General features: G+C 48.2%; 8 protein-coding genes and 7 pseudogenes. 10 read left to right on the top strand and 5 right to left on the bottom strand.

All coding sequences use genetic code 11. The features are described 5' to 3' along the window. Positions 1 to 593 precede the first annotated feature (593 nt). From lacI to ACJ8MK_RS25395, 4 genes and pseudogenes are all read left to right on the top strand, one after another. On the top strand, positions 594 to 1,676 hold the full coding sequence (gene lacI, locus ACJ8MK_RS25410; RefSeq protein WP_004152286.1) for a DNA-binding transcriptional repressor LacI: 1,083 nt from the start codon (positions 594 to 596) through the stop codon (positions 1,674 to 1,676). A gap of 121 nt (positions 1,677 to 1,797) precedes the next feature. Continuing rightward, entirely contained in the window at positions 1,798 to 4,872 is a 3,075-nt protein-coding gene (gene lacZ / locus ACJ8MK_RS25405; RefSeq protein ID WP_029498501.1) for a beta-galactosidase, read from the top strand. Positions 4,873 to 4,923: 51 nt separating this feature from the next. After that, the gene (lacY, locus tag ACJ8MK_RS25400) at positions 4,924 to 6,177 is read left to right on the top strand and encodes a lactose permease (RefSeq protein ID WP_023158026.1); all 1,254 of its coding nucleotides are present in this window, start codon (positions 4,924 to 4,926) and stop codon (positions 6,175 to 6,177) included. Between the two features lie 65 nt (positions 6,178 to 6,242). After that, positions 6,243 to 6,383: pseudogene (locus ACJ8MK_RS25395) on the top strand (maltose acetyltransferase domain-containing protein); the annotation flags it as partial. A gap of 14 nt (positions 6,384 to 6,397) precedes the next feature. On the opposite strand, the pseudogene ACJ8MK_RS25390 reads toward ACJ8MK_RS25395, so the two are convergent. Further along, a pseudogene (locus tag ACJ8MK_RS25390) lies at positions 6,398 to 6,773 on the bottom strand (IS1 family transposase). A gap of 44 nt (positions 6,774 to 6,817) precedes the next feature. After that, complete coding sequence (locus ACJ8MK_RS25385) at positions 6,818 to 7,093, bottom strand: IS1-like element transposase (RefSeq protein WP_000179213.1); 276 nt, start codon at positions 7,091 to 7,093, stop codon at positions 6,818 to 6,820. 92 nt (positions 7,094 to 7,185) lie between these two features. Here ACJ8MK_RS25385 and ACJ8MK_RS25380 point away from each other — a divergent pair. After that, positions 7,186 to 7,552: pseudogene (locus tag ACJ8MK_RS25380) on the top strand (Tn3 family transposase); the annotation flags it as partial. On the opposite strand, the gene ACJ8MK_RS25375 reads toward ACJ8MK_RS25380, so the two are convergent. Then, complete coding sequence (locus ACJ8MK_RS25375; RefSeq protein WP_223366783.1) at positions 7,549 to 7,866, bottom strand: EAL domain-containing protein; 318 nt, start codon at positions 7,864 to 7,866, stop codon at positions 7,549 to 7,551. The pseudogene ACJ8MK_RS25380 and the gene ACJ8MK_RS25375 sit on opposite strands and share 4 nt — an antisense overlap. 36 nt (positions 7,867 to 7,902) lie before the next feature. Between ACJ8MK_RS25375 and ACJ8MK_RS25370 the strand changes: the two are divergent. The 4 genes and pseudogenes from ACJ8MK_RS25370 to ACJ8MK_RS25355 all read left to right on the top strand — a co-directional run. Continuing rightward, positions 7,903 to 8,043 (top strand): annotated as a pseudogene (locus ACJ8MK_RS25370) (Hha/YmoA family nucleoid-associated regulatory protein); the annotation flags it as partial. A gap of 13 nt (positions 8,044 to 8,056) precedes the next feature. Beyond that, complete coding sequence (locus ACJ8MK_RS25365) at positions 8,057 to 8,287, top strand: hypothetical protein (protein WP_029498498.1); 231 nt, start codon at positions 8,057 to 8,059, stop codon at positions 8,285 to 8,287. Positions 8,288 to 8,501: 214 nt separating this feature from the next. Further along, a pseudogene (locus ACJ8MK_RS25360) lies at positions 8,502 to 8,768 on the top strand (ISNCY family transposase); the annotation flags it as partial. A gap of 104 nt (positions 8,769 to 8,872) precedes the next feature. Beyond that, positions 8,873 to 8,953: pseudogene (locus ACJ8MK_RS25355) on the top strand (IS3 family transposase); the annotation flags it as partial. 1,247 nt (positions 8,954 to 10,200) lie between these two features. On the opposite strand, the gene ACJ8MK_RS25350 reads toward ACJ8MK_RS25355, so the two are convergent. Next, entirely contained in the window at positions 10,201 to 10,956 is a 756-nt protein-coding gene (locus ACJ8MK_RS25350; RefSeq protein ID WP_124057264.1) for a hypothetical protein, read from the bottom strand. Between the two features lie 45 nt (positions 10,957 to 11,001). Between ACJ8MK_RS25350 and ACJ8MK_RS25345 the strand changes: the two are divergent. Continuing rightward, positions 11,002 to 11,148 (top strand): annotated as a pseudogene (locus tag ACJ8MK_RS25345) (IS110 family transposase); the annotation flags it as partial. Between the two features lie 162 nt (positions 11,149 to 11,310). On the opposite strand, the gene ACJ8MK_RS25340 reads toward ACJ8MK_RS25345, so the two are convergent. Beyond that, positions 11,311 to 11,727 (bottom strand): trypsin-like peptidase domain-containing protein, encoded by a 417-nt coding sequence (locus tag ACJ8MK_RS25340; protein WP_141682614.1) that lies wholly within the window; start codon positions 11,725 to 11,727, stop codon positions 11,311 to 11,313. Positions 11,728 to 11,773 lie beyond the last annotated feature (46 nt).

The following is an 11,773-nucleotide window of genomic DNA, read 5'->3' as shown; positions in this document are numbered from 1 at the left end:
TTTCCATGATGGTTCTCCGAATGAAAGCCTGTCCTCAGCATAGTACTGGGAAGGAGGGAGTGACCATCTCATTAAATATCCTACGTTAAGCCTGTTTTTTGAGCTGGCATGACGGGCAGCTATGAGCGAAGTATAGTCATTCGCCCTATCTCTTTTGTCGCACTTTCAACAAGGGGGTCGCTTGGAAAGCGGAACGAGGTCAGTCTCCGCCCGGACTGCTCAGCTCTTTAAACAGCAAAAGAGAGGCATCTTATGAGAAGGGATTGTTCAGTATGTCAGGGCAGACTGCTTTTTCATCCGCAGGTACTGAGGGTAAATGCTCAATTCCGGTACGATTCTTACTCTATAGCCAGACAGGGTAATGCTGTCAACCTGTTGATGACTATTTTAATCTGTAGTCATTCAATCCTTGTAACATCAGGATGATCCTGGTGTCAGTGAAAATACGAAATCAACACGTTGGTATCATTACCCACCTGTGAACTGACGTCGGCATTTTGAATCTCACTTCGGCGTGCCCCCTCCGAATGGCGCAAAACATTTCGTGGTATGGCATGATAGCACCCGAAGAGAGTCAATTCAGGGTGGTAAATGTGAAACCAGTAACGCTATACGATGTCGCAGAGTATGCCGGTGTCTCTTATCAGACCGTTTCCCGCGTGGTGAACCAGGCCAGCCACGTCTCTGCGAAAACGCGGGAAAAGGTGGAAGCGGCGATGGCGCAGCTGAACTACATTCCCAACCGCGTGGCACAACAACTGGCGGGCAAACAGTCGTTGCTGATTGGCGTTGCTACCTCCAGTCTGGCCCTGCACGCGCCGTCGCAAATTGTCGCGGCGATTAAATCTCGCGCCGATCAACTGGGTGCCAGCGTGGTGGTGTCGATGGTAGAACGAAGCAGCGTCGAAGCCTGTAAAGCGGCGGTACATAACCTTCTCGCGCAACGCGTCAGTGGTCTGATCATTAACTATCCGCTGGATGACGAGGATGCCATTGCTGTGGAAGCTGCCTGCGCTAATGTTCCGGCCCTATTTCTTGATGTCTCTGACCAGACTCCCATCAACAGTATTATTTTTTCCCATGAAGACGGTACGCGACTGGGCGTGGAGCATCTGATCGCATTGGGTCACCAGCAAATCGCGTTGTTAGCCGGTCCATTAAGTTCTGTCTCGGCGCGTCTGCGTCTGGCGGACTGGCATAAATATCTCACACGCAATCAAATTCATCCGATAGCGGAACGGGAAGGCGACTGGAGTGCCATGTCCGGTTTTCAACAAACTATGCAAATGCTGAATGAGGGCATCGTTCCCACTGCGATGCTGGTTGCCAACGATCAGATGGCGCTGGGCGCAATGCGCGCTATTACCGAGTCCGGGCTGCGCGTTGGTGCGGATATCTCGGTAGTGGGATACGACGATACCGAAGACAGCTCGTGTTATATCCCGCCGTTAACCACCATCAAACAGGATTTTCGCCTGCTGGGGAAAACTAGCGTGGACCGCTTGCTGAAACTCTCTCAGGGCCAGGCGGTGAAGAGCAATCAGCTGTTGCCCGTCTCACTGGTGAAAAGAAAAACCACCCTACCGCCCAATACGCAAACCACCTCTCCCCGCACGTTGGCAGATTCCTTAATGCAGCTGGCACGACAAGTTTCCCGACTTGAAAGCGGGCAGTGAGCGCAACGCAATTAATGTGAGTCAGCTCACTCATTAGGCACCCCAGGCTTTACACTCTATGTGTCCGGCTCGTATGTTATGCGAAAATGTGAGCGGATAACAATTCACGCAGGATACAACTATGACAATGATTACGGATTCACTGGCCGTCGTATTACAACGTCGTGACTGGGAAAACCCTGGCGTTACCCAACTTAATCGCCTTGCGGCACATCCCCCTTTCGCCAGCTGGCGTAATAGCGAAGAGGCTCGCACCGATCGCCCTTCCCAAGAGTCGCGCAGCCTGAATGGTGAATGGCGCTTTGCCTGGTTTCCGGCACCAGAAGCGGTACCAGAAAGCTGGCTGGAGCGCGATCTTCCTGACGCCGATACTGTCATCGTCCCCTCAAACTGGCAGATGCACGGTTACGATGCGCCTATCTACACCAACGTGACCTATCCCATTGCGGTCAATCCGCCGTATGTTCCCACGGAGAATCCGACGGGTTGTTACTCGCTCACATTTAATATTGATGAAAGCTGGCTACAGGAAGGCCAGACGCGAATTATTTTTGATGGTGTTAACTCGGCGTTTCATTTGTGGTGCAACGGGCGCTGGGTCGGTTACGGACAGGACAGTCGTTTGCCGTCTGAATTTGACCTGAGCGCATTTTTACACGCCGGAGAAAACCGCCTCGCGGTGATGGTGCTGCGCTGGAGTGACGGCAGTTATCTGGAAGATCAGGATATGTGGCGGATGAGCGGCATTTTCCGTGACGTCTCGTTGCTGCATAAACCGAGCACGCAAATCAGCGATTTCCATGTAGCCACTCACTTTAATGATGATTTCAGCCGCGCTGTACTGGAGGCAGACGTTCAGATGTACGGCGAGCTGCGCGATGAGCTGCGGGTGACGGTTTCTTTGTGGCAGGGTGAAACGCAGGTCGCCAGCGGCACCGCGCCTTTCGGCGGTGAAATTATCGATGAGCGTGGTGGTTATGCCGATCACGTCACCCTACGTCTGAACGTCGAAAACCCGAAACTGTGGAGCGCCGAAATCCCGAATCTCTATCGTGCGGTGGTTGAACTGCACACCGCCGACGGCACGCTGATTGAAGCAGAAGCCTGCGATGTCGGTTTCCGCGAGGTGCGGATTGAAAATGGTCTGCTGCTGCTGAACGGCAAGCCGTTGCTGATTCGCGGCGTTAACCGTCACGAGCATCATCCTCTGCATGGTCAGGTCATGGATGAGCAGACGATGGTGCAGGATATCCTGCTGATGAAGCAGAACAACTTTAACGCCGTGCGCTGTTCGCATTATCCGAACCATCCGCTGTGGTACACGCTGTGCGACCACTACGGCCTGTATGTGGTGGATGAAGCCAACATTGAAACCCACGGCATGGTGCCAATGAATCGTCTGACCGATGATCCGCGCTGGCTACCCGCGATGAGCGAACGCGTAACGCGAATGGTGCAGCGCGATCGTAATCACCCGAGTGTGATCATCTGGTCGCTGGGGAATGAATCAGGCCACGGCGCTAATCACGACGCACTCTATCGCTGGATCAAATCTGTCGATCCTTCCCGCCCGGTACAGTATGAAGGCGGCGGAGCCGACACCTTCGCAACCGATATTATTTGCCCGATGTACGCGCGCGTGGATGAAGACCAGCCCTTCCCGGCTGTGCCGAAATGGTCCATCAAAAAATGGCTTTCGTTGCCTGGAGAGACGCGCCCGCTGATCCTTTGCGAATACGCCCACGCGATGGGTAACAGTCTTGGCGGCTTCGCTAAATACTGGCAGGCGTTTCGTCAGTACCCCCGTTTACAGGGCGGCTTCGTCTGGGACTGGGTGGATCAGTCGCTGATTAAATATGATGAAAATGGCAATCCGTGGTCGGCTTACGGCGGTGATTTTGGCGATACGCCGAATGATCGCCAGTTCTGCATGAACGGTCTGGTCTTTGCCGACCGCACGCCGCATCCGGCGCTGACGGAAGCAAAACACCAGCAGCAGTTTTTCCAGTTCAGTTTATCCGGGCGAACCATCGAAGTGACCAGCGAATACCTGTTCCGTCATAGCGATAACGAGCTCCTGCACTGGATGGTGGCGCTGGATGGCAAGCCGCTGGCAAGCGGTGAAGTGCCTCTGGATGTCGCTCCACAAGGTAAACAGTTGATTGAACTGCCTGGACTACCGCAGCCGAAGAGCGCCGGACAACTCTGGCTAACGGTTCACGTAGTGCAACCGAACGCGACCACATGGTCAGCAGCCGGACACATCAGCGCCTGGCAGCAGTGGCGTCTGGCGGAAAACCTCAGCGTGACACTCCCCTCCGCGCCCCACGCCATCCCGCAACTGACCACCAGCGAAACGGATTTTTGCATCGAGCTGGATAATAAGCGTTGGCAATTTAACCGCCAGTCAGGCTTTCTTTCACAGATGTGGATTGGCGATAAAAAACAACTGCTGACGCCGCTGCGCGATCAGTTCACCCGCGCACCGCTGGATAACGACATTGGCGTAAGTGAAGCGACCCGCATTGACCCTAACGCCTGGGTCGAACGCTGGAAGGCGGCGGGCCATTACCAGGCCGAAGCAGCGTTGTTGCAGTGCACGGCAGATACGCTTGCCGACGCGGTGCTGATTACCACGGTCCACGCGTGGCAGCATCAGGGGAAAACCTTATTTATCAGCCGGAAAACCTACCGGATTGATGGAAGTGGTCAAATGGCGATTACCGTTGATGTTGAAGTGGCGAGCAATACGCCACATCCGGCGCGGATTGGCCTGACCTGCCAGCTGGCGCAGGTAGCAGAGCGGGTAAACTGGCTCGGATTAGGGCCGCAAGAAAACTATCCCGACCGCCTTACTGCGGCCTGTTTTGACCGCTGGGATCTGCCATTGTCAGACATGTATACCCCGTACGTCTTCCCGAGCGAAAACGGTCTGCGCTGCGGGACGCGCGAATTGAATTATGGCCCACACCAGTGGCGCGGCGACTTCCAGTTCAACATCAGCCGCTACAGTCAACAGCAACTGATGGAAACCAGCCATCGCCATCTGCTGCACGCGGAAGAAGGCACATGGCTGAATATCGACGGTTTCCATATGGGGATTGGTGGCGACGACTCCTGGAGCCCGTCAGTGTCGGCGGAATTCCAGCTTAGCACCGGTAGCTACCATTACCAGTTGCTCTGGTGTCAAAAATAATAATAACCGGGCAGGCCATGTCTGCCCGTATTTCGCGTAAGGAAATCCATTATGTACTATTTAAAAAACACAAACTTTTGGATGTTCGGTTTATTCTTTTTCTTTTACTTTTTTATCATGGGAGCCTACTTCCCGTTTTTCCCGATTTGGCTACATGACATCAACCATATCAGCAAAAGTGATACGGGTATTATTTTTGCCGCTATTTCTCTGTTCTCGCTATTATTCCAACCGCTGTTTGGTCTGCTTTCTGACAAACTCGGGCTGCGCAAATACCTGCTGTGGATTATTACCGGCATGTTAGTGATGTTTGCGCCGTTCTTTGTTTTTATCTTCGGGCCACTGTTACAATACAACATTTTAGTAGGATCGATTGTTGGTGGTATTTATCTAGGCTTTTGTTTTAACGCCGGTGCGCCAGCAGTAGAGGCATTTATCGAGAAAGTCAGCCGTCGCAGTAATTTCGAATTTGGTCGCGCGCGGATGTTTGGCTGTGTTGGCTGGGCGCTGTGTGCCTCGATTGTCGGCATCATGTTCACCATCAATAATCAGTTTGTTTTCTGGCTGGGTTCTGGCTGTGCACTCATCCTCGCCGTTTTACTCTTTTTCGCCAAAACGGATGCGCCCTCTTCTGCCACGGTTGCCAATGCGGTAGGTGCCAACCATTCGGCATTTAGCCTTAAGCTGGCGCTGGAACTGTTCAGACAGCCAAAACTGTGGTTTTTGTCACTGTATGTTATTGGCGTTTCCTGCACCTACGATGTTTTTGACCAACAGTTTGCTAATTTCTTTACTTCGTTCTTTGCTACCGGTGAACAGGGTACGCGGGTATTTGGCTACGTAACGACAATGGGCGAATTACTTAACGCCTCGATTATGTTTTTTGCGCCACTGATCATTAATCGCATCGGTGGGAAAAACGCCCTGCTGCTGGCTGGCACTATTATGTCAGTACGTATTATTGGCTCATCGTTCGCTACCTCAGCACTGGAAGTGGTTATTCTGAAAACGCTGCATATGTTTGAAGTACCGTTCCTGCTGGTGGGCTGCTTTAAATATATTACCAGCCAGTTTGAAGTGCGTTTTTCAGCGACGATTTATCTGGTCTGTTTCTGCTTCTTTAAGCAACTGGCGATGATTTTTATGTCTATTCTGGCGGGCAATATGTATGAAAGCATCGGTTTCCAGGGCGCTTACCTGGTGCTGGGTCTGGTGGCGCTGGGCTTCACCTTAATTTCCGTGTTCACGCTTAGCGGCCCCGGCCCACTTTCCCTGCTGCGTCGCCAGGTGAATGAAGTCGCTTAAGAAATTAATGTCGGATACGGCGCGAGCGCCTTATCCGACCAACTTATCAGGACGGAATGTTAAAAATGAACATGTCGATGACAGAAAAAATAAAAGCAGGCAAGCTATTTACCGATATGTGCGAAGGCTTACCTGAAAAAAGACTTCGTGGGAAAACATTAATGTATGAGTTCAATCACTCGCATCCATCAGAAGTTGAAAAAAGGGTAATGACTCCAACTTATTGATAGTGTTTTATGTTCAGATAATGCCCGATGACTTTGTCATGCAGCTCCACCGATTTTGAGAGCGACAGCGACTTCCGTCCCAGCCGTGCCAGGTGCTGCCTCAGATTCAGGTTATGCCGCTCAATTCGCTGCGTATATCGCTTGCTGATTACGTGCAGCTTTCCCTTCAGGCGGGATTCATACAGCGGCCAGCCATCCGTCATCCATATCACCACGTCAAAGGGTGACAGCAGGCTCATAAGACGCCCCAGCGTCGCCATAGTGCGTTCACCGAATACGTGCGCAAACCGTCTTCCGGAGCCTGTCATACGCGTAAAACAGCCAGCACTGGCGCGATTTAGCCCCGACATAGCCCCACTGTTCGTCCATTTCCGCGCAGACGATGACGTCACTGCCCGGCTGTATGCGCGAGGTTACCGACTGCGGCCTGAGTTTTTTAAGTGACGTAAAATCGTGTTGAGGCCAACGCCCATAATGCGGGCGGTTGCCCGGCATCCAACACCATTCATGGCCATATCAATGATTTTCTGGTGCGTACCGGGTTGAGAAGCGGTGTAAGTGAACTGCAGTTGCCATGTTTTACGGCAGTGAGAGCAGAGATAGCGCTGATGTCCGGCAGTGCTTTTGCCGTTACGCACCACCCCGTCAGTAGCTGAACAGGAGGGGCAGCTGATAGAAACAGAAGCCACTGGAGCACCTCAAAAACACCATCATACACTAAATCAGTAAGTTGGCAGCATCACCCATTTTTGTGCATTACGTCGCATGTATATTCCTCGTTAAAATACAGGCGGGGCTGAATAAAGGTGAGGCTCGCAATGCCCTTGCGCGAGCGGTCTTTATGCATCGGCTGGGTGAAATCAGAGATCGGGGGCTGGAGAATCAGAGCTATCGAGCCAGCGGTCTGACGTTGTTGACTGCGGCGATCTCACTGTGGAATACGGGGTATATAGAAAGAGCGATAGATTCTTTGAGACGAAAAGGGATCCCGATTAATGAGCAACTGATTACCCATCTGTCACCACTGGTGATGGGAACATATCAACCTGAGCGGGGATTACGTCTGGAGAACGAACCTCAAACTGGGACAGGGTAAATACCGCGCATTACGCTCAGTGAATAGTAATATGTACAAAAAACAGGCTTAGCGTAGGATAATTCCGTTTTCCAAGCGGACCCCAATATTGGCGGTTCCCGTGCCGAAATCATCCAGTGAAATCATAAAACCATGTTGCCTAGCTTGCTGGCAGAATGCGGCTATCAGACCTGATTCAGAGCGCGAATCTTCCGTGATCTCCAGTTTGATCTGTCTGTGTTGAATATCATGGCGACGGCAGCCGGATACCAGTCGTTCAAGGTACAGGTTGTCCGTCATTTCATCATCCCCGACGTTCAGTGATAACCGGAGTGAAGGTGTTTTCCTAAGATGTTCCTGCATTTCATCCAGAGCGATTTCAGTCACAAAATGGATTTGCCCCTATATTACCGGGACACCTCAGTAATAGAAAAAAATAAATATTCTCTGTCAGATGATGAGCTTGAGCATTTCAATGCCGCGGTTGATCACCGGCTGGCGGAGATGATGATGGGAAAGTTGTATGACCGGGTACCGTCAGGTGTCTGGAAATTTGTGAAATAGAACAGGTGACCTTATGAGTTACGGCTGGCTCTTCGAGAATCCGGTTGATGACATTTCGGATGGTAATCATATCAATCTGGAACACCTCCCTCCGGAGCTAAAACAGGTTGCTCTCCAGATAGTACAGAATCAGATTGATCGTGATACTGCAGAGAAAAAACTGGCGGAATTAATCCAGCAACTCGAGTTTGATATAACTGCAGCAGAACTGTCAGCATATCTTTTTAAACCGGGCCATGCCTGACGGCTTACCCGGTAGCGCTAATAGTGGAGACCGACGGAGGGCTCCACTTTGGCCTCGGGATCAGCGCCAAAGTGATGCAACTAACTGATATTTAACATAAAACGCATTAAGCGAAGTTGCAGTGTAGTAGCTAAATGCTAATGTTTAATTCTGGCTAGATGGTTATGTTTATTCTACAGTTAACAAGTCCTAGGCCGCTTCACTCATGGTTCTAACTCAGGACAGGCTTTCTGAAATTGACCAGGGTGCTATTGTCGACAATAAGCGTCTTGGCAGAGCGCTGGAAGTGGCGAAACTGGTACAGGTCGAACGGGATAATAACCGTTCAAAATCATTGCCATCAGGTGACGGCCCTTCACGCAGACGTAAAGCCCCCACGACGAAAAAATCCCAGCGTTCTCTGGACCAGGACGATATGCTCAATGCTCTGATAAAACTTCAGTCACGGTCTGAGGAGATTTTCGGGAAAAAACAGGGGTAATATAAATAAAGGTTACGTGTAGAGTAAATCAGCGTTAGTCGACAGGATAGCCTTCGCCATAGCACCCGTTATCCGATCCTGATGGACAGAACGGCTTAAATGATTACAATCATGAAAGAATAAAGCTAATACTAAAAGGCCTGAGTCCGGTAGAGTACCGGACCCAAGCCCTGATAACCGTCTAGTAAACCGTCCAACTTGATGGAGTCAGTTCAGCTTTGGTGCCCTTAGTCCAAAAAAACATCATTTATTTATGATTTTTTGCTTACCACAAAAAGTAAATAAAATAATAGTCACCAAAGAAAGCACTAATTCGAGGCTATAGAGATAGTAAGTGTTATCCATGAAGTATTGCAAGCTAAATGCAGGAACAATCAATCCAATCAAAATCCAAGACATTAGGAACGAAATCAGGGTGGTAAATTTAGTCTTGCTTTTAAAATATGGAATTAGTGAAAGAACGAGGTTTAGCAGAAGGAAAATAATTAGCAAGGAAACTAATGAAAAGGCCATGCTACCAATTATTGCTCTGATATAAAGTTCCATAATGAACTCAAGCCATGTTAAAGATTTCAACATACCCTTTATTTTATTTCTTTTCAAGAGATTGGTTTGTATCTATAACGGTAAGTGCCAGAGAAGTTATCATCCCTGACGTTCACTATACTGCCTACTTTTCCCACTCCAGGTTCAGGGTAACCTCAGCTTTCCTCTGCCAGTTTCGAGTTCCTCGCGATCAGCGTTCCGGTTGGCGCTCTCTAGCCGCACGGTATAGGGTATATCGCTGGCTCAGTAGCCAGTGCGTCGCTGCTCAGACGTTACGTGTTGTCCAGCAATGGCTGAATGTCTAAATGGGGAAATAGCTGGTAGGAGCAAGCGAGCGCCCTGCTCGTTGAAATGACTATTTAGAACCCCCTAACGCATACCTGAAGAATCTTCTTAACTTTCTCTAATCATGAATGCCTTTGTACGCTCAATGTGTACATTGTACGTAAATATGTTCATTGTACGTATTGAGCGTGAAATCGCCATAAATACGTATAGTCGTACAAAATACGTGCTAAAATATATAGAGCTAATGATGCAGAGTCAGTTCATGAAACTGGATTCTACATTTATATATCTCATTTACTCCTCAGGATTAAACATTTCTATTTAGCCAGCGAATAAACATTTCTATCTAGCCTTGACATGCAGTGTAACAGCAAAGTTGTAATGTCCGCTCTGGGCTAAGTTAAGAACTCCACCGCGTATAAACCATCAAAAAGATACCCATGAAAGCTTTGTAGTCCAAATAAAATACCCTAATGAAGGGAAGGCGTAGATACTTTAGAATGAAATATTTTTCATTTTCTATATATAAGAGTACCATTGACTAGACTTGACACCTTCCAGATATTTACCTGGAAGGCATTTTTAATAGTTAGATTATCTATAAATCGGTTGGTTGCTTAGGCCTAATTATAACTTCATTCTTTCCTTTAATCACATCAAAAAATTCATCCGCACCACTATCAGAGAACATTCTTTTTCGCCCATCAAAAGTTGTAATTTCAAGAGAAAGCGAATCTGTATCTTTTGGCAAATTCAACTTAACATCATCAGTCCAATTTATAACCCCTGACTCAGTGGGGTTTGTTGTGGTTGTAGAGGTCATCTGATAAACAGGCCCTACAACAGAACAATTTTGCCATCCAGGACCATATACCACTCTTAGTGGATTGAATTCCGTTATTCTATCAAGATGAGCTGTATGAGTTATTCCGTCTGGAGTTGATTCATTAGCTCTTATCCCATTACAATGTCCGGCTTCACCACCATGTCCTATTTGGTGAAACGCGTTTACTCCTTGTGACCAATCCCATCGCCAGCCCTCTGGAGGTCTCGCAATTTTCACATCATCTTCATTTTTTCCTCGAAATTTTTGATATTGAGATTCAAATGTCCTAATTATTTTATTTTCACTTTTTACTTCTACAATAAAATTGTACTTAGCCATATTTACCGGCAGTAAAACTATAGGTAATTGGCGACTCATACTTTCTCTGTTATTAAACGCTTTGTTCCAAAAGCCATCTTTTAACGTCGTGTATGTTATTTGTAAAGGTATTACAGTTATTTTGTCGACATCTCCTTTTAGCGCATTAATTGGAATGGTGTATTGTATTTCAGTTGGACCAATTAGCATTCTCTGAGCATCATGCTCACCAAGACTAAGTACTGGATTGCTCTTATTTACGATGAGATGTGCCTGCGGGGTAAACCTAAAATGGTGGCCATTGGCGCGCTGATGCGGAAACTGGTGCACTGGTGTTATGGCGTCCTGAAGACCCGAACCGTTTTTAATGACGAAGACCTGAAACCGGTACTGTCAACCTGACTATACCAGGCTGGCATTAAACACAAGGTAACGCTCACTGCAATAAGTGAGCGCAGTCCGTTATGAGCGAAGAGCAGAAGTTCGAAGCAGCTCTAACCTAGATTGGATTCATTTTTAACAAATTTTATCAAAATTAAACTCTAAATATCATCACACATGTATTCATCCGTAATATACATGTTTTGATTTGTGCTTACCTTCAATAATTTCAATTATCGCTGATTCTTTCCAAACAATTGCTAGGTCGGGATAAATACTACTTCCGGAGTGTATTAATTGAGAGCGTCCTGAATAGACTCCTCCAAAGGTATAGCATTGTGACATAATCATATCATCAATATTTTCCTTTCCTTTTGGAAAAGTAAATCCATTTGATTTTATAAATACAGCAGAGCCTGACATGCCAGTTTTAGTTGTGGCTGTATCAATAAAATACTTAGGTAGTTTGTCAATATTTACATCATGTTCAGAAGCTACACTACCTCTTTTCCATATTGGTAGATTCCCCCCGGCAACCATACCTAGAGGATAACCAATGAGGAATGCATCCATACCAGCTTTAATATCAAAATCTTCCAAGTTCAGCTCATTATGGTTGGGATCGCATTTTCAACATCGAAAACGG

It is taken from the genome of Serratia sp. CY38905 (assembly GCF_052168875.1).
Lineage (GTDB): Bacteria > Pseudomonadota > Gammaproteobacteria > Enterobacterales > Enterobacteriaceae > Serratia > Serratia sarumanii.
The sequence above is the reverse complement of the archived record's forward strand: the minus strand, read 5'-3'. Positions and strand labels throughout refer to the sequence as shown.